Annotated in this window: 19 protein-coding genes; 13 read left to right on the forward strand and 6 right to left on the reverse strand. The window is 70.9% G+C overall.

The features are described 5' to 3' along the window. Positions 1–13 precede the first annotated feature (13 nt). Positions 14–382 carry a PPOX class F420-dependent oxidoreductase gene (locus J8N05_RS30840; protein WP_210888706.1) on the forward strand — a complete coding sequence of 123 codons (369 nt, stop codon included), beginning with the start codon at positions 14–16 and terminating at the stop codon, positions 380–382. A gap of 13 nt (positions 383–395) precedes the next feature. Here the strand turns inward: J8N05_RS30840 and J8N05_RS30845 are convergent, their stop codons facing one another. The 5 genes from J8N05_RS30845 to J8N05_RS30865 form a co-directional block, all read right to left on the reverse strand. Next, entirely contained in the window at positions 396–875 is a 480-nt protein-coding gene (locus tag J8N05_RS30845) for a methylated-DNA--[protein]-cysteine S-methyltransferase (RefSeq protein ID WP_210888707.1), read from the reverse strand. Then, positions 872–2257: an AlkA N-terminal domain-containing protein gene (locus J8N05_RS30850; RefSeq protein WP_210890508.1), complete on the reverse strand. Its 1386-nt coding sequence runs from the start codon at positions 2255–2257 to the stop codon at positions 872–874. The genes J8N05_RS30845 and J8N05_RS30850 overlap by 4 nt, the downstream gene beginning before the upstream one ends. 109 nt (positions 2258–2366) lie before the next feature. Further along, positions 2367–3491, reverse strand: a complete 1125-nt coding sequence (rsgA, locus tag J8N05_RS30855) for a ribosome small subunit-dependent GTPase A (protein ID WP_210888708.1) — start codon at positions 3489–3491, stop codon at positions 2367–2369. 291 nt (positions 3492–3782) lie between these two features. Continuing rightward, complete coding sequence (locus J8N05_RS30860) at positions 3783–5303, reverse strand: cellulose-binding domain-containing protein (protein WP_210888709.1); 1521 nt, start codon at positions 5301–5303, stop codon at positions 3783–3785. A 244-nt stretch (positions 5304–5547) separates the two neighbouring features. Then, positions 5548–6903 carry a radical SAM protein gene (locus J8N05_RS30865; RefSeq protein ID WP_210888710.1) on the reverse strand — a complete coding sequence of 452 codons (1356 nt, stop codon included), beginning with the start codon at positions 6901–6903 and terminating at the stop codon, positions 5548–5550. Positions 6904–7191: 288 nt separating this feature from the next. Between J8N05_RS30865 and J8N05_RS30870 the strand changes: the two genes are divergently transcribed. The 11 genes from J8N05_RS30870 to J8N05_RS30920 all read left to right on the forward strand — a co-directional run bounded on the left by J8N05_RS30870 (position 7192) and on the right by J8N05_RS30920 (position 22297). Continuing rightward, entirely contained in the window at positions 7192–8436 is a 1245-nt protein-coding gene (locus J8N05_RS30870; protein WP_210888711.1) for a D-arabinono-1,4-lactone oxidase, read from the forward strand. 211 nt (positions 8437–8647) lie between these two features. Then, positions 8648–9556 carry a polyphosphate polymerase domain-containing protein gene (locus J8N05_RS30875; protein WP_210888713.1) on the forward strand — a complete coding sequence of 303 codons (909 nt, stop codon included), beginning with the start codon at positions 8648–8650 and terminating at the stop codon, positions 9554–9556. Further along, the gene (locus tag J8N05_RS30880; RefSeq protein ID WP_210888714.1) at positions 9553–10230 is read left to right on the forward strand and encodes a DUF4956 domain-containing protein; all 678 of its coding nucleotides are present in this window, start codon (positions 9553–9555) and stop codon (positions 10228–10230) included. The genes J8N05_RS30875 and J8N05_RS30880 overlap by 4 nt, the downstream gene beginning before the upstream one ends. Further along, positions 10230–11876 (forward strand): CotH kinase family protein, encoded by a 1647-nt coding sequence (locus tag J8N05_RS30885; protein ID WP_210888716.1) that lies wholly within the window; start codon positions 10230–10232, stop codon positions 11874–11876. The genes J8N05_RS30880 and J8N05_RS30885 overlap by 1 nt, the downstream gene beginning before the upstream one ends. A gap of 215 nt (positions 11877–12091) precedes the next feature. After that, the gene (locus tag J8N05_RS30890; protein WP_210888718.1) at positions 12092–12844 is read left to right on the forward strand and encodes a response regulator transcription factor; all 753 of its coding nucleotides are present in this window, start codon (positions 12092–12094) and stop codon (positions 12842–12844) included. After that, positions 12841–14472 (forward strand): sensor histidine kinase, encoded by a 1632-nt coding sequence (locus J8N05_RS30895; protein WP_210888719.1) that lies wholly within the window; start codon positions 12841–12843, stop codon positions 14470–14472. Before J8N05_RS30890 ends, J8N05_RS30895 begins: the two co-directional genes overlap by 4 nt. A gap of 211 nt (positions 14473–14683) precedes the next feature. Next, a complete protein-coding gene (locus J8N05_RS30900) occupies positions 14684–15922 on the forward strand; it encodes an ROK family transcriptional regulator (protein ID WP_210888720.1) in 1239 nt (412 codons plus the stop codon). Positions 15923–16191: 269 nt separating this feature from the next. Continuing rightward, a complete protein-coding gene (locus tag J8N05_RS30905; protein WP_210888721.1) occupies positions 16192–17457 on the forward strand; it encodes an ABC transporter substrate-binding protein in 1266 nt (421 codons plus the stop codon). A gap of 20 nt (positions 17458–17477) precedes the next feature. Beyond that, entirely contained in the window at positions 17478–18500 is a 1023-nt protein-coding gene (locus tag J8N05_RS30910) for a carbohydrate ABC transporter permease (RefSeq protein ID WP_210888722.1), read from the forward strand. Then, entirely contained in the window at positions 18497–19357 is an 861-nt protein-coding gene (locus tag J8N05_RS30915) for a carbohydrate ABC transporter permease (RefSeq protein ID WP_247706572.1), read from the forward strand. The genes J8N05_RS30910 and J8N05_RS30915 overlap by 4 nt, the downstream gene beginning before the upstream one ends. Positions 19358–19369: 12 nt before the next feature. Further along, positions 19370–22297 (forward strand): glycoside hydrolase family 2 TIM barrel-domain containing protein, encoded by a 2928-nt coding sequence (locus J8N05_RS30920; RefSeq protein WP_210888723.1) that lies wholly within the window; start codon positions 19370–19372, stop codon positions 22295–22297. On the opposite strand, the gene J8N05_RS30925 is transcribed toward J8N05_RS30920, so the two are convergent. Then, the gene (locus J8N05_RS30925) at positions 22294–22980 is read right to left on the reverse strand and encodes a type 1 periplasmic-binding domain-containing protein (RefSeq protein WP_210888725.1); all 687 of its coding nucleotides are present in this window, start codon (positions 22978–22980) and stop codon (positions 22294–22296) included. The two genes, J8N05_RS30920 and J8N05_RS30925, sit on opposite strands and share 4 nt — an antisense overlap. 181 nt (positions 22981–23161) lie before the next feature. On the opposite strand from J8N05_RS30925, the gene J8N05_RS30930 reads away from it, so the two are divergent. After that, the gene (locus J8N05_RS30930) at positions 23162–24436 is read left to right on the forward strand and encodes a HupE/UreJ family protein (RefSeq protein ID WP_210888727.1); all 1275 of its coding nucleotides are present in this window, start codon (positions 23162–23164) and stop codon (positions 24434–24436) included. The last annotated feature ends 40 nt before the right edge of the window (positions 24437–24476 follow it).

A 24476-nucleotide genomic window follows, 5' to 3' on the forward strand; every position in this document is an offset into this window, starting at 1 on the left:
TTTGGCTGCTGACATGACCGCATTCAGTGAAGCCGAACGGGTGTACCTGAAGTCCCAGCGGCTGGGCCGCCTCGCCACCGTCGATCAGCACGGCCAGCCGCAGGCGAACCCCGTCGGCTTCTTTCCGCAGGACGACGGGACGATCCTCATCGGCGGCTATGCCATGGGAAGCACCAAGAAGTGGCGCAACCTCCAGAAGAATCCGAAGGTCGGTCTCGTCGTCGACGACATCGTCAGCCTCCGGCCCTGGAAGGTGCGCGGGGTGGACATCCGTGGGGACGCCGAACTCCTGACCGGGCCGCACGAGTTGGGCCCGCACTTCAGCGAGGAGCTGATCCGCGTCCATCCCCGCCGGATCCACAGCTGGGGTCTGGAGGAGTGATCGGCGATCGGTCTCAGCGGCCTTCGAGGGTGAGGAGCCGGACCTTGCGTTCCAGCCCGCCCGCGTATCCGGTGAGGGAGCCGTCGGCGCCGATCACGCGATGGCACGGGCGGACGATCAGCAGCGGGTTGGCGCCGATCGCTCCGCCGACGGCCCGCACGGCGACGCGCGAGGCCCCGATGCGCGCGGCGATCTCGCCGTACGTGGTGGTCTCGCCGTAGGGGACGGAGTCGAGGGCGTCCCAGACCTTCTCGCGGAACTCGGTGCCGCTGGTCCGCGACGGCAGCCGGAATTCTTTTAGTTCACCGGCGAAGTAGGCGGCGAGCTGCCGCTCGGCCTCCGTGAAGAGTTCCGGCGCGTGCCGCCAGTCGGGGCCGACCGTGCGGCCGCCCTTCTGGCCGGGCACGGACAGGGAGGTCAGCGCTCCGGACTCGTCGGCGGTGAGCAGGAGTTCACCGACGGGGCTGTCGAGGGAGGTGTGGTACGTGGTCATTTGTCTTCGCTTCCCGGCTGCCGCGCAGCCGCTTCGAGGTGCCGCAGGGCGTAGGAGCGCCACGGCCGCCAGGTGTCGGGGACGGGTACGCCGGGCGGGCCCACGTCGGGGTCGCCGAGCGCACGGGTACGGATGACGGCCACGGCGTGGGCGTCGAGGCCGGGCAGGGCTTCCAGGGCGGCCCGCGCCGCCTGCCGGTCGGCGCCCGGGTCGAGCCGCAGACCGCCGTCCGCGAGGGCCGCGGCGAGGGCGCCCAGCGGGCCGCTCGCCCCCACCAGGGAGGCGGGCTCGGGAAAGACGTGCGTGAGCGTCCCGCAGGGCGACTCCAGCGCCTTCCCGTACGCCCGCACGAGCCGCTCGGCCTCGCGGGGTCCGACGAGCGCGCGGACGGCCAGTTCCTCCGGGTCGGCGGCGCCGGGCGAGCGCAGTCCCGGCCTGGCGGCGACCAGCGGGGCGAGCCGCGGGTCCGTGCCGAGCCGCTCGTCCACGGCGTACGGGTCGGCGTCGAGGTCGAAGAGGCGGCGCAGCCGCTGCACGGCGGTGGTGAGGTCGCGCAGGTCGGTGAGGCGCAGCCGGGCGTCGAGCCAGCCGCTGCTGTGGGCGGACGCGTCCGACAGCCGCTCCCCGACGGCGACGACGCCCGTCCCGTACGGCAGTCGCAGGGTCCGCCGGTAGGTGCGGGACCCGGGGTCGCCCGTCACCTCCTCGACGCCCGGTACGGCCTCGGCGCCGAGCAGGTCGAAGACGGCGGCGGCCTGGTACGGGCCGCGGTGGGCGAGGCGCAGCGGGACACCGGCGGAGGGGGTGGCCGGGCGTGTGCCACCGCGGTGCGCGGCGGTGCGCAGCCCCGTCGGGGTGGACGCGTACACGGTCCGGATCGTGTCGTTGAACTGGCGCACGCTCGCGAAGCCGGCCGCGAAGGCGATCTCGGTGACGGGCAGCTCCGTGGTCTGTAGGAGCACCCGTGCGGTGTGGGCCCGCTGGGCGCGGGCGAGGGCCACGGGTCCCGCGCCGAGTTCGGCGGTGAGCTGCCGCTGCACCTGGCGGGCGCTGTAGCCGAGGCGGACGGCGAGCCCGGCGACGCCCTCGCGGTCGACGACTCCGTCGCCGATCATCCGCATCGCGCGGCCCACGACGTCGGCGCGTACGTTCCACTCGGCGGACCCGGGCGCGGCGTCGGGACGGCACCGGCGGCAGGCCCGGAACCCCGAGCCCTGCGCGGCGGCGGCCGTGGCGTAGTACCGCACGTTCTGCCGCTTGGGCGTCACCGCGGGACAGCTGGGCCTGCAGTAGATGCCCGTCGTCCGCACGGCGAAGAAGAACGCCCCGTCGAACCGGGCGTCCCGGCTGCGTACGGCTCCGTATCCGGTCTCCTCGTCGATCACCCTTCCAGTCTGCGCCCGCGCCGATCTGCGGGCTGGCGGATTTCGGACGCCGCGTTTCCGGCACCCGGTGTGCGGGGGCGGGCGGGTCCGCCCACCCCCGCGCACCTCACTGCCAGGCCCGGTTCCCGCGCTTGGCCTCCATCGCGGCCCGGCCCTCGGCGCCCCGGCGCTTCCACTCCCGCCGCAGTTCGTTGCGCAGGCGCGCGTCGGTCTTGGCCACGATCCGCTGGTTCTCGCGCAGGAGCTTGCGGTAGCTGTCGAGCCGCCGCTCGGGCAGCACCCCGGATTCGAGCGCTTCCAGCACCGCGCACCCGGGTTCGGCCACGTGCGCGCAGTCGAGGAACCGGCAGCCCCGGGCCAGCTCCTCGATCTCCGAGAACACCTGCCCGACACCGCTGCCGGCGTCGAAGAGCCCGACCCCGCGCAGGCCGGGGGTGTCGATCAGGACGCCACCGCCCGGCAGCACCAGCAGGTTCCGGGTCGTGGTGGTGTGCCGGCCCTTGCCGTCGACGTCACGGGCCGCCCGGACGTCCATGACGTCCTCTCCGAGCAGGGCGTTGGCGAGCGTCGACTTGCCCGCTCCGGACTGGCCGAGCAGCACGGACGTGCCGCCGGACACGACGGCGCCGAGCACGTCGAGCCCGTCGCCGTCCGTGGAGCTGACCGCCAGCACCTGCACGCCCGGAGCCGCGGTCTCCACGTCCTGCACGAGGTAGGCGAGGCCCACCGGGTCCGGCACGAGGTCGGCCTTGGTCAGCACGACCAGTGGCTGGGCCCCGGACTCCCAGGCCAGCGCCAGGAACCGCTCGATCCGGCCGAGGTCCAGCTCCACCGCAAGGGACACCGCGATGATCGCGAAGTCCACGTTGGCGGCGAGGATCTGCCCCTCCGACCGCTTGGACGAGGTCGACCGCACGAAGGCGGTACGCCGCGGCAGATACGTCTGTACGTAGCGGGGGTCCCCGCCGGGGTCGACGACGGCCCAGTCCCCGGTGCAGATGACGCGGAGCGGATCGTGCGGCGTCACGAACTCGGTGTCGACCCGCACGGGCCCGTCGGCGGTGACGACATCGCACTGACCGCGGTCGACCCGCACGACCCGCCCGGGCACGAGCCCGCGCTCACCGTGGGGCGCGAACGCGGCGGCCCACTCGTCGTCCCAGCCGTAGGGCACGAGGGGGTGAGCCGAAGAAGAAGAAGAAGAAGGAGAAGACAGGAACGAGGAGGACAAGGGGTGACCCTTCGAAGGGTGGCCCCGGCCGCGCGCACTCGGGCGCGGAGAAGGAGGGTGTCAGCCGGTGACCACAGAGGTGGATTCGATGTACTTCCGGATGCGGGCAGCGCCCTTCGCCAAGACAGCCATCGTTCACACCTCCCTGATCACATCGGTACGACACCGGCGGCACGGTACGGCCGCCGCTCGGACAAGGTGACCCTAGCCCGCTCGTGCGGCGGGGCCAACCGGTTTTTCCGACCCGGTCGGCCCCGCTGCTCGGCTCGGCTCAACCCAGCCCCGTACGCCTCAGCTGGAGTGCGTGCAACTGCGGCCGTTCAACGTGAAGTCGACCGGTGCCGAGTTCCCGTCGCGCCATGACGCGAGGAAGCCCACGGCGAGTGAGCCGCCCGCGGCGACGGACTTGTTGTAGTCGGCGGCGCTCGCCGTCACGCGGGAGCCCTTCTGGTCGAAGCTGCCGTCCCACATCTGCGTCATCTTCTGGCCGTCGCGGAAGGTCCAGCCGACGCGCCAGGTGTCCAGGGCGTAGTCGGACTTCACGGTGACGGTGGCCTGGAACCCGTCCGGCCACTCGCTGACCAGGTCGTACCGGGCGTGGCAGACGGCGGGCTCGCTGGGGTTGGGCACGACGTCGTCCTCCTCGGCGGAGGAAGAGGAGTCGCCCTGGGCCTCCTTCTCCGACTTCGAGCCCGCACCGGCGCCCTCCCCGGCGCTGGACTTCGGCGTCTTCGGGGAGACCGTGGACGATGTCGACTCGCCCACCGAACCGGAGCCGGACGGCAGGCCGTCGAACGAGGGCACCTGCTCCCCCACGGGCTGCCGGCCCGCCGACTCCGCGGCGGTCTCGGTGCCGTCGTCCCCCGAGCCGAAGGGCACCAGGGTCACGACGAGTGCGAGGAGCGAGACGCCGGCGGCCACGGCCAGCAGCCCGGCGCGTCCGATCCGGGGCCGGCCGCCGCTGTCCTTCATCCAGGCGGCGGCTTCCTCCGTGTCGTCGGCGGCGCTGCGGCTGAGCCCCGACTCGACGGCCCTGCGCCGCCGTTCGAGGTAGGCGAGGCCGCCCCAGCCGATGACTCCGCCCGCGAGCGCGGACGGCAGGCCGCCCCCGCTGTGCTTGAGACAGGCGGCGGCCTCCGCGCACTCGACGCAGCGGGCCAGGTGCCGTGACAGGTCGTCCGGCACCTCGGCGGCGGGCGAGCGGGTGACCGCGTCGAGCAGCCGGGCGTAACTGCGGCACTCCTCGGAGAGCGGGGTGTCGAGGTGGTTGCGGTGGCAGCGGTCGCGGAACACACCGCGCACCTGCTGCAGTTCCTCGGTGACGCCTGCCGGATCGAGGCCGAGCCGGCGGGCCACCGCGGCCGTCGGCATGGCCTCGACCTCGGTCAGCCACAGGAGCGCGGCGTCCGGTTCCTGCATGTCCCGCAGCCCGCGCAGGGCGAGTGGCCGGTGCAGGGGCGGGCCGGAGAAGCGTTCGGCCTGCTCGGAGTTGAGCCACAGCCGGAGTTCGGGTACGAGTCGGTCACCGATCCCCTGGGCCTCCCAGGCGATGGTCGTCTGTCGTACGGCGGTCAGGAGGAGCGGTATGCGGGGCAGCCTGGGCGCGCGCGCCCGGCGTCCGAAGCTTTTGCCGCCGGTCTCGGCCTCCGCGGCACGCGCTTCACGTATGCCGCGGGAGAAGGCCTCTGAGGCCAGGGGGCGTGCGTCGGCGGAGCCGCCGGTGCAGAGGTCGGCGTAGGAAAGAACCGCGTCCCAGCACTCCGAGAACAAGGTTGCCTCGGCGGCGTCCTGAGGGGTCGGCAGGTCTGGCATGGGTGGGGGTTTCACCTGCATCCAGAAGGGGGCTCAAGTGGGGTCAACTCACCCGTTTAATACGGGAGTTGAAGGGGACGTCTCGCGAAGGGCAGAGTTTTTCACGGTTCCTGCACAACTGACAAGCGGCACCGCCAAATCCGGTTACCGCCGGTCGCGCGCCCCACCAGGCCCGTAGGCCTCGGACGTACGTCCCCCTCAGCCCCTCGCTCCGCCCTTCGCCCCCTGTCGGCCGCCCCGCCCCTCAGGCCACGGGCACCTCGTCCGTGCCCGCTTCCCTCTCCTTGCCCACCGGCGCGTTCGCCGGGAGGCTGTCCATGAAGGAGCTGACCGAGAACACCGCGTTGCCCGGTCCGGGCGGGCCGTATCCGGGCGGCGAGGAGAGCCCGAAGTCGTCCATCGTCGACCGGTAGGCCTCCAGCAGCCGGATGTGGTACTCCAGCGGCGCGCCGTTCGGATTGGCCTTGCCCAGCGGTGTCGTCGGCTCCGGGCACCAGGTGGTGAAGCGGGGCGTGATGCCCTGCGACATGAAGAACCGCAGCCCCTCCGTCGTGGACGCGATCGCCTCGTCGACCGTCTTGAACCCGAAGGGCTCGGCCATCTCCACGCCCGCGACGAAGTTGGGGATGACATTGCGCGCGCCGAAGACCTCCGCGGAGTCGAGGATGCGCTTGTGCCACTCGTCGCGGCCGACGTAGCGCTCCTTGCCCGGGCAGTACATCTTGAACAGGTACTCGTCCCACACCTCGTAGTTGGGGTGGTAGATCTGCACGCCGTAGTCCTTGAACCGCTGCACGTCGTCGCGGGGCAGCGCCTGGGCGACGACCTTGCCGATCCACCGCCCGGGGAAGTGCTCCTCGATGGCCTTGGCGTACATGCCGTAGAAGTCGGCCTCGTCGCGGCCCTGCAGCTTGGAGGTGATCGCGCCGCCGGTCAGCGTGTACGCGGTGGACGTCTTCGCCGTGTCGTACCGGTCGATGATCTCCAGCGCCTCAAGGACCTCGTCGACGTCCTTCACCCCGGTGTACGGGCGGCCCGCCGCCTTCTGCTGGCGCCAGTTGTGGTTGATGTCGCAGTACTGGCACTCCTCCTTGGCGCCGAAGTACTGGCAGACGCGGAAGACCGTCAGATAGATCAGGTAGCCCCACTGGATCGTCGGGGCCACCTCCATGACGGACTTCCCGTTGGAGAGCTTGTGCCGGTAGTACTCCGGCATCGGCGGCACCCCGACGTCCGAGATCCGCTTCCCGTCGAGGTACAGCCCGAGCATGCCGTCGGGGCCGGCGGCGACGCGGTAGGGCGAGGACGGGTTCACGCGGACGGACACGACGGTGCGGCGCAGGTCGTACGGGCCGCCGGTGAGGATGATCTCCTCAGGCGGGCGGCGCAGGGCGGCTTCGCCCAGCTCGGGAAGGGTGCCGTGGTCGAAGGAGAAGATGAAGTAGGACTTCGGTTTGACGTCCCCGCCCTCGTTGTCGCTGAGCGCGGAGTCGTCGAAGGCCACGCCTCCGCGGAGCAGGTCTTCCTTGAAGACCGCCTCTCGCGGTACGTGCGGGAACCTTTCCATCAGATCCTCGACCAGCGCGGTTCGGCTGCCCATCCCGTCCTCCTCGCGTGCGGTGTTCGACTCCTCACGGTATGCCCCGCCTCCGGGGCCGCCTGTGCCGGGGCCCCTGAAGGGCGGGGCTGCGCCCCGGGGCCCTTTCGTCTGCGGGCCGGTGGGGGCTGGCCGCGCAGTTCCCCGCGCCCCTGAAAAACGGGGCTGCGCCCCTGCCTTTCATCTTTTGGGGGCGCGGGGAACTGCGCGGGTGACCCCCACCGGCCCGCAGACGACATCGCAGGTCACGGAGAGGTAGGTTCCAGGGAGGACTTTTGGGAAGGGTGAGGGATGGCTGAGGTTCTGAGGAACTGGGCGGGGAACATCACGTACTCCGCCAAGGAGCTGAAGCGTCCACACTCGCTGGACACCCTCCGCGCCCTGATCGCCCGCAGCGCCCACGCCCGAGTGCTCGGCAGTGGACACTCCTTCAACCTGATCGCCGACCCGGGCCCCGAGGGCGTCCTGCTCTCCCTGACCGCCCTCCCCCCGTCGATCGACGTGGACACGGCGACCCGTACGGTCCGGGTGGCCGGCGGCGTCCGCTACGCGGAACTCGCCCGGACGGTCCACGAGCACGGCCTAGCCCTGCCCAACATGGCCTCCCTGCCGCACATCTCCGTGGCGGGCTCGGTGGCCACCGGCACCCACGGTTCGGGCAACGCGAACGGCTCGCTGGCCTCCCCGGTACGGGAGGTCGAGCTGGTCCTCGCCGACGGGTCGGTCCTGGCCGTCGGCCGCGACGACCCCCGTTTCGACGGCGCCGTGACCTCCCTGGGCGCCCTCGGGGTCGTCACCGCGCTCACCCTCGACCTGGAGCCGGACTTCGAGGTCGCCCAGCACGTCTTCGGCCGGCTGCCACTGGCCGGGCTGGACTTCGAGACGGTGTCGGCGTCGGCGTACAGCGTGAGTCTGTTCACCGACTGGCGGCGGTCGGGGTTCGTACAGGCGTGGGTGAAGCGGCGTACGGACGTGCCGTGGGACGGCTTCCCGTGGGCCGAGCCCGCCGCCGAGGCGATGCATCCGGTGCCGGGGATGCCCGCCGTGAACTGCACCCAGCAGTTCGGCGTGCCCGGACCGTGGCACGAGCGGCTGCCGCACTTCCGTCCCGAGTTCACCCCGAGCAGCGGCGCCGAGCTCCAGTCGGAGTACCTGCTCCCGCGCTCGTACGCCGTCGAGGCGCTGCACGCCGTCGACGCGATCCGTGAGGCGGTCGCGCCGGTGCTGCAGATCTGCGAGGTGCGCACGGTCGCCGCCGACAGCCAGTGGCTGAGTCCGGCGTACGGGCGGGACACCGTGGCGTTCCACTTCACCTGGGTCGAGGACACGGCGGCCGTGCTGCCCGTGGTGCGGCGGCTGGAGGAGGCGCTCGCGCCGTTCGACGCGCGTCCGCACTGGGGCAAGGTGTTCACGGCGGAGCCCTCGGACCTGCGGGGGCGCTATCCGCGGATGGCCGACTTCGAGGCCCTGGTCGCGGACCTCGACCCGACCGGCACGTTCCGGAACGACTTCGTGGGCGCGCTGCTCGGCACCTGAGCCCCTGGCCATAAGTGGGTTGGCCGTGAGCGGTCTGGCCGTGAGCGGCGCGGTGCCGCTCCCGCAGCGAAGTGTCCCGTTTGCCTCCTGTTCACCTTCACGTCCCCCTTAAGACTCCTGAAATCAACCCGTGATTCTCATGGGCTCCTCATTCGCCGTTGGTTGCGTGTGCCAGGCCGGTCGGTCCGCAACGTACGAATGAGGGAGGCGCATGGTGTTCCTGTCGAAGGCTTCCGCCGCGCAGGAGAGGGACCAGGAGAGCGAAGACCCGTTGCACGTGGCCAGTCGGCTGCACGCGTTCAACCGGTTCGAGCTGAAGTATCTGGTCCCGGTCGACCAGGCGGCGGAGATCCGCGACGAGCTGGCCGAGCGGATGGACCGCGATCTGCACAGCCCGATCGGCGGGTACGGCGTGTGGAGCCTCTACTACGACACCCCGCAGCTCCGCTTCTACTGGGAGAAGATCGAGGGCCTGAAGTTCCGGCGCAAGCTGCGCATCCGGCACTACGGCGATCTCGACGGGGTCACCGACGAGGCGCCGGTCTGCGTGGAGATCAAGCAGCGCGTCAACCGGGTCACGCAGAAGCGCCGCATCACCCTTCCCTACGGCGTGGCACGGCGGCTGTGCGACGGCCGGGAGACGGTGGAGCACTCGCCGCGGGAGAGCGCCTTCGTCCAGGAGGTCCTCGACCTGGTCGTACGGCTCGACCTGAAGCCCACCGCGATCACCGGCTACCAGCGTGAGGCCCTGGTCGGGCGGAACGCCGACACCGGACTGCGCGTCACCTTCGACCGCCGCATCCGCGGCCGGGACCGCGACTTCCACTTCGGCGTCCCGACCCCGGAGAACCGGTTCACGATCCCGCCGCACATGTCGGTCATGGAGATCAAGGTCAACGAGCGCACCCCCCACTGGATCACCGACCTGGCCGCCCGGCGCAACCTCAACCTCGTACGCATCTCGAAGTACGTGCAGTCCGTCGAGGCGTTCGGGCTGGCCCCGCGGTCGGTCTTCCACGTCAACGAGGCGGACTACCCCCCGCCCACCCCCACCGAAGAACAGCCGCTGGAGCAGCGGCCGGCGCAGCCCGATGCGTCGTTGAAGGCAGGAGCACTGTGAACTTCGAACTGCAGGAACTCAGCGGCACGTTCAGCGTGGCCGACGTCGTGGCGGCGATGGCGCTGTCCTTCGTCCTGTCCACGCTGATCGGCTACGTGTACCGGTACACGCACCGCAATGTCTCCTACAGCCAGTCCTACGTACAGACCCTGGTCATCGTGGGCATGATCGTCGCCCTGATCATGCTGGTCGTCGGCTCGAACCTGGCCCGCGCGTTCTCCCTGGTCGGCGCCCTGTCCGTGGTCCGCTTCCGCAACGCGGTCAAGGAGACCAGGGACGTCGGCTTCATCTTCCTCGCCATGGCCATCGGCATGGCCTGCGGCGCCCGCTTCTACACCCTGGCCGCGGTCGGCGCCGTCGTGATCTGCACCGTCATCCTGGTGATGTTCAAGTTCAACTGGTTCGCGCTGAACGTGCAGCGGCAGGTCGTCAAGGTCCAGGTCCCGGCCGGTGAGGACTACACCCCGCAGATCCGTGACGTGCTGATCAAGTACACCAGCGAGTTCGAGCTGGTCAGCACGGAGACGATCCGCGGCGGCGCGCTGAGCGAGATCTTCTACACCGTCCGGCTGAAGAAGGGCGCCGAGCCCGGCGACCTGGTCGCCGCCCTCCAGGAGCGTACGTCCGGCCAGCGGGTCACCGTACTGACCGGCTACGACACGACGGACCTGTGATGAGCGGCGAGACCAGCCTGCGGCGCGAGCGGCGGTTGAAGGACCGGGTGCCCGTACGGCTGCGCCATCACTGGAAGCCGGCCGCCGCGCTGGGCGTCGGGCTCGCCACCATGGTCTGTTTTTTCGGCGACGCACGGATCTCCCCGTACGTCACCTCGTCCTCGCGGGTCGAGGCCGACGCGATCACCGACGACGTACGGGGCACGGTGGACCTGTACGACACGACGGTGCCGCACTCGCTCCAACTCACCTATCAGCAGACCGACTTCACCAAGATGATGAAGGAGTTCGAGGAGGACGGCACCAAGGACTACATCGAGGCCGACCTCGTGATCGACGGCGTCTACCTCAACGACGTCGGGATCCGTCTCAAGGGCAACTCCACCCTGTCGTCCCTGCGCGGCAACAGTGGGAACAGGGGCGGGCCCGGTGGCGGCCGGGACCTGCCCGATGCCGCGCAGGGCGCCGGTGGCCGGGACCGTGGCCAGGACCAACAGGCGGGCGGCGGTCCCGGCGCAACCGGGGGCGGAGACGGTGGCGGTGGCGGTGGCGGTGGCGGTGGCATGGTGCAGTTCGACCTCTCCGCGAAGAAGCCCGAGGAACTGCCCCTGCTCGTCAAGATCGACGAGTACGTCGAGGGGCGGGCCTACCAGGGCGAGCGCGAGATCTCGCTGCGTCCCGGCAGCAACGGCCAGGTCCCACTGAACGAGGCACTGTCGCTGTCGCTGACCGACAGCAGCGGGCAGAAGGCCGAGCGGTACGCCTTCACCGAGCTGAAGGTGAACAACCGGCCCGCCGCCACCCGCCTCATGGTCGAGGCACCCGACACCGACTACGCCGACGACATCGCCGACGGCAACGGAGTGCTCTACAAGGCCCGGGCGGGCAGCAGCTTCGACTACGTCGGCGACGACCCCAGCGAGTACGAGAGCTCCTTCAAGCAGCTCAACAAGAAGGGCAGCCAGGATCTCGAACCGGTGATGAAGCTCATCAAGTGGGTCGACGGCGCCTCGGACGAGGAGTTCGCCCGCGACCTCGGCACGTACGTCGACGTCGACTCGCTGGCCGAGTACGTCGCCTCGCAGAACCTGCTGCTGAACTTCGACGACATGGCCGGGCCGGGCAAGAACTACCTGCTCCGGTACGACCTGGACAGCAAGAAGTTCTCCGTCCTCGGCTGGGACTACAACCTCACCTTCAGCGGCGACGCGGCATCCGGGCCGGACGACTCGATCAGCATGGGCGGTGGCGGCATGCCGGGCGGCACCGCGCCGTCCGGCGCACCGGAAGGGATGCCTGAGGGGATGCCTGAGGGGATGCCTGAGGGGATGCCCGGTCAGGAGGACGGCGCGGGGAACGGTGGGGCCGGCGACGGCGGCCGGGGCGGCGGCATGTCGGGACACGTCCTGAAGACCAAGTTCCTGGACTCCGACGCCTTCGACGCCGTCTACAAGAAGACGTACCGGGAGCTGTACGAGAAGTTCTTCGGCTCGGGTACGGCGGCGAAGGAGCTGAAGGTCATCGCGGAACAGGCACGTTCCGCAGGAGCCGACTCCAAGGAGCTGGACACCGCCGTGGCCGAGCTCACGACGACCGTCACCGACCGCACCGAGGCCCTGGCCGAGGACAAGGCGGTGACCGGCTGAGAACCGGCTGAGAACTCCGGTTCGCGTCCGGCCCGAGAACCCCGGCATCCCGGGCCGCCCTTTCCCCGAGGGCGCCGCCCGGGGTGCCGGTCCGGCCTTGCCCGGCAGCCACCGGAATCCTTCCGGACGCCACAGGTTTCCCGTCTACCATCGCGCCGCACGTCCAGGACCCGCCTCGCCGCGGCTCCGCCCGCCCGTGACCCGAGGTGCCGACCGTGATCGACCAGCCCAGCCTCACGCGTACGCCCGCCGCCGGGCACACCGTCCTGGTCGTGGAGGACGACGCCAGCATCCGTACCCTGCTCACCTCCGCGCTCAGCGCGGCGGGGTACGCCGTGGCGAGCGCGGCCAGCGGGCAGGAGGCCATGTTCCAGGCCGGCAGCCGGCGGCCCGGTCTGATCGTTCTCGATGTGATGCTGCCCGACACCGACGGCTTCCAGCTCACGCGTGATCTGCGCGCCCAGGGCGTGTACACGCCGGTGCTGTTCCTGACCGCCCGGACCGGCGTCGAGGACCGCATCATCGGCCTCAGCTCCGGCGGCGACGACTACGTCACCAAGCCCTTCCACATCCAGGAGGTGCTGCTGCGGGTGCGCGCCATCCTGCGCCGCAGCAACGCCCCCGCCTCCACCACCGGCACCCAGCCGCCCCTGCGCTACGCCGATCTCAGCCTGGACGAGAACACGCGGGAAGTGAGACGCGCCGACCGGCTGCTCAAGCTCTCGCCGACCGAGTTCCGGCTCCTGGCCTGTCTGCTGGCGCATCCCGAGCGCGTCCTGGAGAAGCCGGAGATCCTTCAGCAGGTCTGGCGCTACGACTTCTCCGGCGACACCCGGATCGTCGACACCTACGTCAAGAATCTGCGCCGCAAGATCGACCGCGACGCGCCACCGCTGATCCACACGGTGCGCGGGGTCGGCTACTGCCTGCGGCTGCCGCGCGACGAGCCGAACCCGGCCGCGCGATGAAACGCCCGCGCTTGCCGGGGCCACGTTCTCGGAACCCCCGCCTTCCACGCCCCCGCTTCCCACGCCCCCGCTCCCTGCGCGGCCGTCTCGTCCTGATCGCGGGGCTGCTGGCCACCAGCGCCGTCCTGCTGTGCCAGTTCGCCGGTCTGACCGTCCTGCGCGGCTGGCTCACCGACCAGGTCGACGACCGGCTCGGCCACTTCCGGCCCCCCGACCGGGTGTACTCGGACATCGCCGCGGACCGGGCGCTGCCACCGCCGGACTCGGACAGCACGCTGCCCTCGGACTACCGCGTCTACTTCTACGACGAGGACGGCAGCCTGCTGCGCGACTCCCTGGGCAGCGGCGCCGACCCGGGTCCCCTTCTCCCGCGGCGGGCGGCCGATCTGCACCTGCCCTCCGGGCGGCCGACCACGGTCCCGGCCGAGGACGGTTCGTCCGGGTCCGGCTGGCGCGTGATCTCCCATGCGGGGCCCGACCGGATGCGTACCGTCGTCGCCCTGCCGCTGGACACCGTGGACGGGGCCACCGCCAAACTCCTGTGGCTCAGCCTCGGGCTCGGCCTCACCGTCGCCGTCGGGGTCGTCGTCCTGGGCAACGGCGCCGTCCGGCTGGGGCTGCGCCCGCTCACCCGCGTCGAGCGCACCGCCCAGCACATCACCGAGGGTGCCCTGGAACTCAACGTGCCCGTGGCGGACCCGGACACCGAGGTCGGCCGGCTCGGCCTGGCCCTCAACACCATGCTGGACCGTCTGCGTACCGCCCTGCACCGCAAGGAGGCCTCCGAACGGCGGCTGCGCCACTTCATGGCGGACGCGGGGCATGAACTGCGTACGCCGCTGACCGCGATCCAGGGGTTCGCCGAACTGCTCCTCGACGAACCCGGCATGTCCGGCCGGCGGCGGCGGGAGGCGCACACCCTGATCGCCCACAACGCCGACCGGATGAGCCGTCTCGTGGACGACCTCTTCCTCCTCGCCACGCTCGGCGACACGCCCGCGGCGCACCGCGAGCCCGTCGATCTCCTGTCCCTGGCGGCCGACGCCATCGCCACCACCGCGATACGCCATCCGCGGCGGCCCATCACCCTGGAACCCCTCACGACGCACCCCGCCGATCCCGGACGCGGCCTCGACATCGTCGAAACCCCCGGCGACCCCCACCAGCTCGCGCAGGTGGTGGGCAATCTGCTGGCCAACGCCTGCACCCACACCGAGGACGACAGCCCCGTCCATGTGAGGGTCGGCGCCACCCGCGCCCACAGCGAGGGAAGGCTGGGCAGCGGCCGGTCGCTGCGGCCCGGCGCACCCGTCTGCGTCGTCGAGGTCGCCGACCACGGCCCCGGGATCAGACCCGACGAGGCCGACCGGGTCTTCGACCGCTTCTACCGAGCGACACCGCTCGGCCGCCCCGCCCCGGCCGGTCTCGACGCGGACATCGGCCCAGGCCCCGGCACAGGCCCGGAGACAGGCCCCGAACCCGGCAGCGGTCTGGGACTCGCCATCGCGGCCGCCATCGCCGCCGCGCACGGCGGACGCCTGGAACTGGACAACCGCCCCGGCGAAGGCTGCACCTTCCGCCTGCTCCTGCCCGAATCGACGACCGGGCCGCAGGACGACCACGGGTGAGAACGCCGTCCGCCAGGACCGTCCGCCCGGACGGTCCACCCGGACCGCGCGCGACCGCCAGGGACTTTGTAAAGCCCCTTTCCTAAGGGCTTGTCGAAAGGGCCCGGCGGTCATAGCCTTGCGCGGCGCCGGGGCCGTCGGGTTCCGCCGTGTCCCGGCGTGGGCCGGCCCTGGAGGCCGCGGGGTGGAGGGATCGAGGGGGCACGTTCTGGTGAAGCGCACTTCACGCGACATCCGCACCGCGAACCGTTACGGGGTGCTGCGCCAGATCATCGCCCACTCCCCCACCTCCCGGCAGGAGCTGGCCGCCGCGACCGGGCTGAGCATCGCCACGGTCGCCACGCTCGTCGGTGAGCTGCTCGATCTCGGGATGCTCACCGAGGTCGGCTTCGAGGACTCCGCGGGTGGCCGCCCGCGGGGACTCGTCGCCGTCAACGCGTCCGGGGGCGCGCTCATCGGCGTCGACATCGCGGAGACGTACGTCCGTGTCGAGCTGTTCGATCTCGCGCTGGACGTACTGGCCCGCGCCGACGAGGACATGCGCCCCGGGGAGATCCGCCCGGAACAGGTCGTCGGGCATGTCGCCTCGGCCGTCGGCTCGGTGGTCGCGCAGGCCGGGATCGAGGGCGCGCGCGTCCTCGGGGTGGGCGTCAGCGTGCCGGGGCAGGTGGACCGCGCGGCCGGCGTCTCGGAGTACGCGCCGAACTGGGACTGGCACGACGTGCCGCTGCTGGACCTGCTCGCCGAGCACATCGCGTACCCCCTCTATCTGGACAATCCGCTGCGCGCCTGCGCGGTCGCCGAGCTGTGGTTCGGGGCGGCGCGCGGGCGCGGGGACGCCGTGGTGGTGAACCTCGGTACGGGTGTCGGCGCCGGGCTCGTCCTGGGCGGCGGGCTCCACCGCGGTGTCAGCAACAGCGCGGGCGAGTGGGGCCACACCACCCTCGTACTGGACGGGCGGCCGTGCCACTGCGGCAACCACGGATGCGTGGAGACGTACGTCGGGGCGCCCGGCATCATGCTGAACCTGCGGGAGTCGAGCCCCGACAGCCCGCTGCTGCACCCCGACGACCAGACGGCCACGATCGACGCGCTCGCCCGCGCGGTCGCCGAGCGGGACCCGGTGGCCGTCGAGGTGGTCAGGGAGACCGCGCGCTGTCTCGGCGCCGCCATCGCCGACCTGGTGAACCTCCTCAACCCCGAGGTGGTCGTGCTGAGCAGCTGGGTCGCGGCCACGCTCGGTGAGCCGCTGCTGCGGGAGGTGCGCGAGGCCGTGGCCCGGCGGGCGCTGAAACGGCCGCTGGCCTGCACCGAGATCGTGCTCTCCCCGATTCCCACGGATCCGGTCTGCCTGGGCGCGGCGACGTTCGCGCTCGAAGGGACGCTCACCTCGGCGGCGGGCACGAGGCCCCCGAAGCCCGCGAGGAGCCGTACCGCACCGACGCCGTGACGGCCGTGTGCAGCTGCAACGGCGTTATGGATCCGGCCGGTCCGGACGGTGGGGAACAGCGGCACCGCGGCCATTGATGCATGGCCTGCACACCTTTGCGTCCGGCATTCCGGACGCGGCACAACGCTTCGAACAGGCTTCGTCCAACCCCTTGCCGAAGCATTAGCCGAAGGTTAACGTCCCGCACCCCACAGCGATTTCGAGCCGCAGCCGTAGGGGGATCACCGCCGTGCTCGGATCACAGCCGGACAAGAGACAAGGACGTCACCATGTCGGCATTGAGCAGCAGCAACTGGGATCGTCGTGCCGTTCTGCGGGCCGCCGCGGGCCTCGCCGCCCTCGGCCCGCTGGCCGCCTGCGGCGGCAACACCGGCCGTGAGGGCGGCGGCAGTTCGGGCAAGAGCCTCGTGCAGTACTTCCACGCGTACGGCGAGGCCGGTACGCAGGAGGCGATCAAGCGGTACGCCAAGGCCTACGACGAGGCCCGGGTGACCACCCAGTGGATCACCGGCACCAACTTCGAGAGCAAGCTGTTCTCGTCGCTGCTCACCGACAACGCCCCGGACGTCTTCGAGTTCCACCCCCAGCTCCAGCTGATCAAGAGCGGTCAGGTGGCGCCGCTGGACGACATCCTCGCCCCGGTCAAGGACGACTTCAATCCGGCGGACATCAAGTCCCACACGGTCGACGGCAAGGTCTACGGCGTCCGGATGATCGACGACCCGCAGTTCTTCTTCTACCGCAAGTCGCTGCTGCAGAAGGCCGGCATCGGCGTCCCGCAGACGCTGGACGAACTCGCCGAGGCCGCCGGCAAGCTGACCACCGACAAGGTCAAGGGCCTGTTCCTCGGCAACAACATGACGTCGACGAACTACGCCCTGGTGTGGGCGGCCGGCGCCGACCAGCTGAACGACAAGAACGAGATCGCGTACCACACCGACGAGGTGGCCGCGGCGCTGAAGACGTACCGCAGGATGTTCACCAGCGGGCATCTGCTCCTGGACGCGCCCGCCGACTACTGGGACCCCTCGGCCCTGGTCCAGGGGCTCACCGCGATCCAGTGGTGCGGTATGTGGGCCATGCCCGTGATGCAGAAGTCCCTCGGCGACGACCTCGGTATCTTCCCCTTCCCGTCGGCGGCCTCCGGCGCCGAACCTGCTGTCTACAACGGCGGTTGGTCGATGTTCGTGAACGCCAAGGGCAAGAACGTGGACCTGGCGAAGGAGTACGTGAAGTGGCTCTGGATCGACCAGAAGAAGTACCAGGAGGACTGGGCGCTCAGCTACGGCTTCCACATACCGCCGCGTAAGTCGCTCGCCGCGTCCGCCACCAAGCTCAAGTCGGGGCTGCCCGCCGAGGGCGTCAAGCTCTTCACCGACTACGGGCGCTTCGACAACATCTCCTGGACCCAGGCGATGATCACGGCGCTGGAGGAAGTGGTCGCCAACTCGGTCCGCAAGGGCATGGACCCGGAGAAGGCCCTCGACGCGGCGGACGTGAAGGTCAACCGCGAACTCAAGAAGCTGTTCGGATAGGCCGGCGGACGGGCAGCGCCATGTCGACCACCCCCGCGGCTCCGAACACCCCGACCACGCCGACCACGCCGACCGCTCCGGCACGTGACGCCGACCGGCCCGCCTCCGCCGAAGGCCCGGGGCCCGGGCCGGGAGCCGGACGGTCGCGCAAGGGCGTGCGGGGCAGCACGCTCAGCTTCTGGATCTTCACGGGCCCGTTCCTCGTCGGCCTGGTGATCTTCGTCTACATCCCCATCGGGTGGAGCGCCTGGCTCAGCTTCTTCGAGGCGCGCTACACGGTCACCCCCGACAAGTTCATCGGCCTCGACAACTACCGGCTGATGCTGACGAACGGCGACTTCACCGGTTCGCTCGTCACCTTCACCGTCTTCGCCGCGATCATCGTGCCGGTCACCTGGGCCCTGTCGCTGGGCCTGGCCCTGATGGTGCACCGGCTGCGCTTCATGAAGGCGTTCTTCCGGTCGGTCTTCTTCCTGCCGACGGCGTGCAGTTTCGTCGCCGCCTCGCTGATCTGGAAGATGTCCCTCTTCAGCGGGGTCCGCTTCGGCATGATGAACACGGTCCTCGGCTGGTTCGGCGTCGAGAACATCGCCTGGCTGGCCAACCCGAATCCGCCCTGGTACTGGCTGGTCATCGTGACCGTCCGCCTGTGGCTCCAGGCCGGTTTCTACATGATCCTGTTCCTGGCGGCCCTGCAGAACATCCCGCCCGTGCTCTACGAGGCCGCCGCGATCGACGGCGCCAGGCCCGGCTGGCAGACCTTCCGCCACATCACGCTGCCCCAGCTGCGGGCCACCTCGACGGCCGTGATCCTGCTGCTGCTCGTGGCCGCGTACCAGGCGTTCGACGAATTCTTCAATCTGCTGGCCAAGACGACCTGGGGCCGTCCGCCGCTCGTCGAGCTGTACTACACGGCTCTGGGCGAGGACCAGGACTACGGCGCCGGCAGCGCGGGCGCGGTCATCCTGACCCTGCTGATCTGCATGGTGACCCTGCTCCAGGGCAGGTTCCTGGGCTTCGGAAAGGGGGAGGACTCCAGGTGACGACCGTCATCCCGAACCGCAAGGGCGGCCGACGGGGCGTACTCGGCTCCGCGGGACTCTACTTCGCCACCGCCGTCTGCGCCCTGCTCTTCCTCGTCCCCTTCTACCTCATCGTCCGCAACGCCCTGTCCACGGACGCCGAGATCACCGGCGAGAACTGGCAGTGGTTCCCCACCGACATCCAGTGGGGCAATGTCACCGAACTGTTCGACGACCCCACGGTCCCGTTCGGCCGCTCCCTCGGCAACTCGGCGGTCGTCGGCATCCTGCACACCCTCGGCACGCTGCTGGTCTGCTCGCTCGCGGGCTACGGCCTCGCCCGGATCCCGTACCGGCACGCGAACAAGATCTTCTACGCGGTCCTGGTGACCCTGATGGTGCCGGCCGCCGTCACCTTCGTACCGAGCTTCGTGCTCGTCTCGTCGCTCGGCTGGGTGTCGAGTATGCAAGGTCTCATCGTTCCGGGGCTGTTCAGTGGTTTCACCTGCTTCCTGTTCCGGCAGTACTTCCTGGGGTTCCCCAAAGAACTGGAGGAGGCGGCGCGCGTGGACGGGCTCGGGTACTGGGGTGCGTACTGGCGCATCGTCGTGCCCAACTCGCTGAACTTCTTCGCCGCGATCGCGACCATCACCTTCATCAGCGGCTGGAACGCCTTCCTGTGGCCCCTGGTCATCGGCCAGGACCAGGAGGCGTGGACCGTGCAGGTCGCGCTCTCCTCGTACATGACGAATCAGACGGTCAACTTCCATCTGATCTTCATGGCCACCGCAGTGTCCATCCTGCCCCTGGTGCTCGTGTTCCTGTTCCTCCAGCGCTGGCTGGTGCAGGGAGTCGCGCAGACCGGCATCAAGGGCTGACCTAGGAGAACGATGTCTGTCCGCACCACCTCGTCCCCGTCCCCCGAGTTCTCGTACGTCGAGGACGTCTCGCCCGGGAGCGGCGCGCTGCCGCCCCGGGCGTGGTACGCGTCCTCCGACGCCGCCTCCCTCTCGCTGAACGGCAGTTGGCGGTTCCGCCTGTCCGCGACGGCCGACGCCGAGGACGACTCCTTCGCCGGGCGGGGGTACGACTGCGGGGACTGGGCGGAGGTGGCGGTACCCGGGCACTGGGTCCTCCAGGGCGACGGGGCCTTCGGCGCGCCGATCTACACCAACCATCTCTACCCCTTTCCGGTGGACCCGCCGAGGGTGCCGACGCGGAACCCGACCGGTGACCATCTGCGCCACTTCGACCTGCCGGACGACTGGCCCGACGTCGCGGACGCGAAGGGGGCCGCCGGGGGCGCGGTCCTGCGGTTCGACGGGGTCGAGTCCTGCGCCCGGGTGTGGCTGAACGGCACGGACATCGGGGAGTTCAAGGGGTCGCGGCTGCCGCACGAGTTCACGGTCGGGCATCTGCTGAAGCCCACCGGGAACGTGCTCGCCGTGCGGGTCCACCAGTGGTCGGCGGGCTCGTACCTGGAGGACCAGGACCAGTGGTGGCTGCCGGGCATCTTCCGGGACGTCACCCTGCTGCACCGGCCGGCGGGCAGCGCGCTCGACTTCTTCGTGCACGCGTCGTACGACCATCGCGAGGGCACCGGCACCCTGCGCGTGGACTCCGACGTCGACGGCCGGATCCTCGTGCCGGGCCTGGACATCGATGTCGAGACCGGCCAGGCCATCACCGTGCCGGTGCGGCCGTGGACGGCGGAGACGCCGTACCTGTACGACGCCACGCTGGTCACGCCCGGGGAGCGGGTCCCGCTGCGGATCGGTTTCCGTACGGTCGTGCTGGAGGACGGCCTGATCAAGGTCAACGGCCGGGCGATCCTCTTCCGGGGCGTGAACCGGCACGAGTGGCATCCGGAGCACGGTCGCGCGCTGGACCTGGAGACCATGCGCGAGGACGTGCTGCTGATGAAGCGGCACAACGTGAACGCCGTACGCACCTCGCACTACCCGCCCCACCCGGCGTTCCTCGACCTGTGCGACGAGTACGGGCTGTGGGTCGTCGACGAGTGCGACCTGGAGACCCACGGGTTCACCGAACAGGCCTGGCGCGACAACCCGGTGGACGACGACCGCTGGACCCCGGCGCTCCTGGACCGGGCGGCCCGGATGGTCGAGCGCGACAAGAACCACCCCTCGATCGTCATGTGGTCCCTCGGCAACGAGGCGGGCACCGGTCGTGGCCTCACCGCCATGGCCGAGTGGATCCGCGGCCGGGACGGCTCGCGGCTCATCCACTACGAGGGCGACTGGAACTGCCGTGACACGGACGTGTACTCACGGATGTACGCGGACCACGCGGAGGTCGACCGGATCGGGCGGGGCCAGGACGGCGGTCCTGCCAAGCGCCGTCAACTCCCCTTCATCCAGTGCGAGTACGCGCATGCCATGGGCAACGGACCGGGCGGACTCGCCGACTACCAGCGGCTGTTCGAGGCGCACGAGCGGATCCAGGGCGGCTTCGTCTGGGAGTGGATCGACCACGGCGTCGAGGACGAGCGGTACGGCTTCGCGTACGGCGGTGACTTCGGCGAGGAACTGCACGACGGGAACTTCGTCTGCGACGGGCTGGTCTTCCCGGACCGCACACCCTCCCCGGGGCTCCTGGAGTACAAGAAGGTCGTCGAGCCGGTCCGCATGGAGGGCGACGGCGTCGACGGTGTGGTCCGGATCGCCAACAGGCACGACTTCGCGGACCTGTCGGCGCTGGCCTTCGAGTGGTCGTACGAGGTCGACGGCGAGACGGTGGGGACGGGCGTCCTGACCGTGCCCGCGCTCGCACCGGGCGACAGTGCCGATGTGAAGCTGCCCGAGCCCCCGGTGGACGTGCGCCAGACGGAGACCAGGTGGACGGTCCGGGCGGTGCTCGCCGGGGACACGGCCTGGGGACCGAAGGGGCATGTGGTGGCGTGGGTCCAACTGTGGCGCGCGCCACGGCAGTTGATCGGGGTCACGGCCCGCAGGCGCCCCGTCCTCGACGGCCGGGGGCGCATCACGCTCGGACCGGCCGTGTTCGCCGCCCGCACCGGTGAGCCGGCGACCGTCGGCGGGATCGACGTCATCGGCCTGAAGCTGGACGCGTGGCGGGCGCCGACCGACAACGACGAGGGCGCGCCCTGGCAGCCGGACATCCGCCACGGCGTGCTGTGGCGCAAGCTCGGCCTGCACCGGATGCAACACCGCCTGGACGCGGTGGAGTTGTCGGACGACGCCCTGACGGTGCGGACCCGGGTGGCGCCGGCCGCGTCGGACCTGGCTCTGCGCACGGTCTACCGGTGGACCTCCGACGGGACGAGGCTGAAGCTGGCCGTGTCGGTGACGCCGGAGGGCGACTGGCAGGTGCCGCTGCCACGCCTCGGCGTCCGCCTCGGGCTGACGGCGGCCGACCGGGTGAGGTGGCACGGCGGCGGCCCGGGTGAGGGCTACCCGGACACCGACTCGGCTTCCATGTTGGGCCGTTGGGAGTCGTCGGTGGACGATCTGCAGACGCCGTACGTCCGCCCGCAGGAGAACGGCGCGCGCGCCGACGTCCGCTGGGCGGAGATCGGCCGGGGGCCCGACTTCCCGGCCCTGCGCGTCGAGGGCGGGCTGCCGTTCTGGTTCACGGCCCGCCGCTGGACCAGCGAGCAGCTTGACGCGGCCCGGCACCTGACGGACCTGACGCCAGGCGACACGGTGTGGGTCAACCTCGACCACGGCCAGCAGGGCATCGGCTCCCAGTCGTGCGGGCCTGGCCCGCTGCCGCGGTATCAACTGGCGGTAGGGCCGACCGAGTTCTCGTTCGTGTTCTCCGAGATCAACAGCTAGAAGTCGTCCACCCAGACCACGATCCCCGTCCAGCCCGAGAGGACCGCGGCCGTGCCCGCGCGGACCGCCGCCGCGCAGCGGGCCGCGGTGAACGACGCAGGATCGTAGGTCGAGGACATGCCGAGCCCCTCGCCGCGGAACGAGGCTCCGGACCAGTCGACGGCGGTCACGTTGTGGGTGGGCTCGGCCAGTTCCGCGCCCACCACCAGGAACTGCTGGGAGAGATGGTTCGGGGTGACCGTCGCCAGCGCGTCGATCAGGTCGTTGCCCGCGCTCACGACGAGGTCGGGGCCCATCTCGATGGCCCTGTCGACGGCGGGGACCAGGTCGGAGGCCTCGGTCACGGTCTCGGTGCGCAGGTCCACCCGCTCGCGCTCGGCCCACTCCCGCACCGCCTTCACCAGGGCTTTCGTCGGCCGGTCGGCGCCCGCCGTCAGCAGGACCACGCGGTAGCCGTCGGAGGGCCGGACCGCGGACCATGAACCGGGCCGCGGGGTGACGGTCGCCTCCGGCGCGGGCGAGACGGACGGGTCGACGAACCCCGCGCCGAGCGCGCCGACGGCGGAGGGCCGCGGGTGCGGCCGCGACCAGTCGTCGCCGTCGCCGCCGCATCCGGTGGCGAGGGCGGCGACCGCGACCGCGGACGAGGCCAGTGCGGCGGCGGTCAGGAGCGGGCGGCGCAAGTCGATCGTCCTCCGTGACAGGGCGTGACAGGGGCGGGTACGTCGACATCCTGCGCCCCCTCCGACCAGCATCTCCATCCGCGCGGGCTTGATCGATCAGGTGTTCCCCCACGGTTCGCCGAACGGCCCCCATCGGTTCACCCCGGACCAGGACGGTGCACGGGCAACCACAAGGAGCCCCATGTCACACCCTGTTCGCCGCCCCCTGGCCGTTCTCGCCGTGGCGGTGTTCCTCGTCCTGCTCGGCCTCGCCGGGCCCGCCTCCGCGCACGGCTTCACCTCGACCGTGTACGTCCATGTCACCGAGAGCGGTGGCGGAGGCAGTGCCGGTGCCGGTGCCGGTACTGGCGCCGACCGGCTTCGCACCGAGCTGAAGCTTGAGTACGACCTCCTGGTGGTGTCCGCCGCCGACGCCGGGCACGACGACCCGCTCTTCCGCGCCGGGACCGAGGCGTTCGAGGCCGGGGACACCGAGGCGCAGGCCGCGGCGCTGAACGCCCACCATGCGACGGTCGTCGACTACGTCACCGGGCGTCTCGCCGTCACCGCGGCCGGCGACGCCTGCCGGCCCGCCCAGGCCGGCGGCTTCCGCATGGGCCGGGAGGAGGGCGTGCCCTACGCCCTGCTGACCCTCGACTGGACCTGCGCGGCGGCGGGCGACAGCCATGTCACCGTCGACCACGAGATCCGCAGCGGCCTCTTCCCGGACGCCGAGGAGTACGTCAAGGGCACCAAGACCATCGCCACGTACGACGTCGCCGGTCGCAGCGGCAGCGCGGCGCTCGACGCCGCCCATCCGTCGTTCTCCCTCGGCCAGTCCTGGACCGAGCGGTTCTGGGAGTTCTTCCGGCTGGGCGCCGAACACCTGCTGACCGGCATCGACCACATCCTGTTCCTGCTGGCGCTGATCGCCGGATCGCGGCGACCGCGCGAGATCGTGCTGGCCGCCACCAGCTTCACGCTGGCCCACTCGGTGACGTTCCTGCTGGCCGCGCTCGGCCTGGTGGACGTGCCGGGGAGCGTCGTGGAACCCGTCATCGCGCTGTCCATCGCGGTCGTCGCAGGCTGGCACCTGTGGCGCATCCGGCAGCGCGGAGTACACGTCACCGACCTGGCGGTGGACCCGGACGGCGGCCGCGGCGGCCACTTCGCGCTGGACCGCGCCGGGTGGACGCGGCTGGGTGTCGTGTTCTGCTTCGGGCTGGTCCACGGCCTGGGCTTCGCCGGCGCGCTCGGGATCGACGCGGCCTGGTCCTGGACCCTGCTGTGGTCGCTGCTCGTCTTCAACGTCGGCATCGAGGCCGTGCAGTTGGCGATCATCGCCGTGGTCTTCCCGCTCCTGCTCCTCCTGCGGCGCCGTTCCCGCCGGGCGGGGCTGTGGGCGACCGGCACGATCTCCGCCGGTGTCGCCGCCATGGGGTTGATCTGGTTCGTACAGCGCACGTTCGGCCTGTGACCTGGATGTTCAGCAGACCCCGCATCCACATTTATGCGGG

It is taken from the genome of Streptomyces liliiviolaceus (assembly GCF_018070025.1).
In the GTDB taxonomy this organism is placed as follows: domain Bacteria; phylum Actinomycetota; class Actinomycetes; order Streptomycetales; family Streptomycetaceae; genus Streptomyces; species Streptomyces liliiviolaceus.

Excerpts from the sequence above, each read along its gene's own strand:
- J8N05_RS30840 (WP_210888706.1), top strand. The coding sequence starts at position 14 with ATGACCGCATTCAGTGAAGCCGAACGGGTGTACCTGAAGTCCCAGCGG.
- J8N05_RS30845 (WP_210888707.1), bottom strand. The coding sequence starts at position 875 with ATGACCACGTACCACACCTCCCTCGACAGCCCCGTCGGTGAACTCCTG.
- J8N05_RS30860 (WP_210888709.1), bottom strand. The coding sequence starts at position 5,303 with ATGCCAGACCTGCCGACCCCTCAGGACGCCGCCGAGGCAACCTTGTTC.
- J8N05_RS30865 (WP_210888710.1), bottom strand. The coding sequence starts at position 6,903 with ATGGGCAGCCGAACCGCGCTGGTCGAGGATCTGATGGAAAGGTTCCCG.
- J8N05_RS30870 (WP_210888711.1), top strand. The coding sequence starts at position 7,192 with ATGGCTGAGGTTCTGAGGAACTGGGCGGGGAACATCACGTACTCCGCC.
- J8N05_RS30875 (WP_210888713.1), top strand. The coding sequence starts at position 8,648 with ATGGTGTTCCTGTCGAAGGCTTCCGCCGCGCAGGAGAGGGACCAGGAG.
- J8N05_RS30885 (WP_210888716.1), top strand. The coding sequence starts at position 10,230 with ATGAGCGGCGAGACCAGCCTGCGGCGCGAGCGGCGGTTGAAGGACCGG.
- J8N05_RS30895 (WP_210888719.1), top strand. The coding sequence starts at position 12,841 with ATGAAACGCCCGCGCTTGCCGGGGCCACGTTCTCGGAACCCCCGCCTT.
- J8N05_RS30905 (WP_210888721.1), top strand. The coding sequence starts at position 16,192 with ATGTCGGCATTGAGCAGCAGCAACTGGGATCGTCGTGCCGTTCTGCGG.
- J8N05_RS30910 (WP_210888722.1), top strand. The coding sequence starts at position 17,478 with ATGTCGACCACCCCCGCGGCTCCGAACACCCCGACCACGCCGACCACG.
- J8N05_RS30920 (WP_210888723.1), top strand. The coding sequence starts at position 19,370 with ATGTCTGTCCGCACCACCTCGTCCCCGTCCCCCGAGTTCTCGTACGTC.
- J8N05_RS30930 (WP_210888727.1), top strand. The coding sequence starts at position 23,162 with ATGTCACACCCTGTTCGCCGCCCCCTGGCCGTTCTCGCCGTGGCGGTG.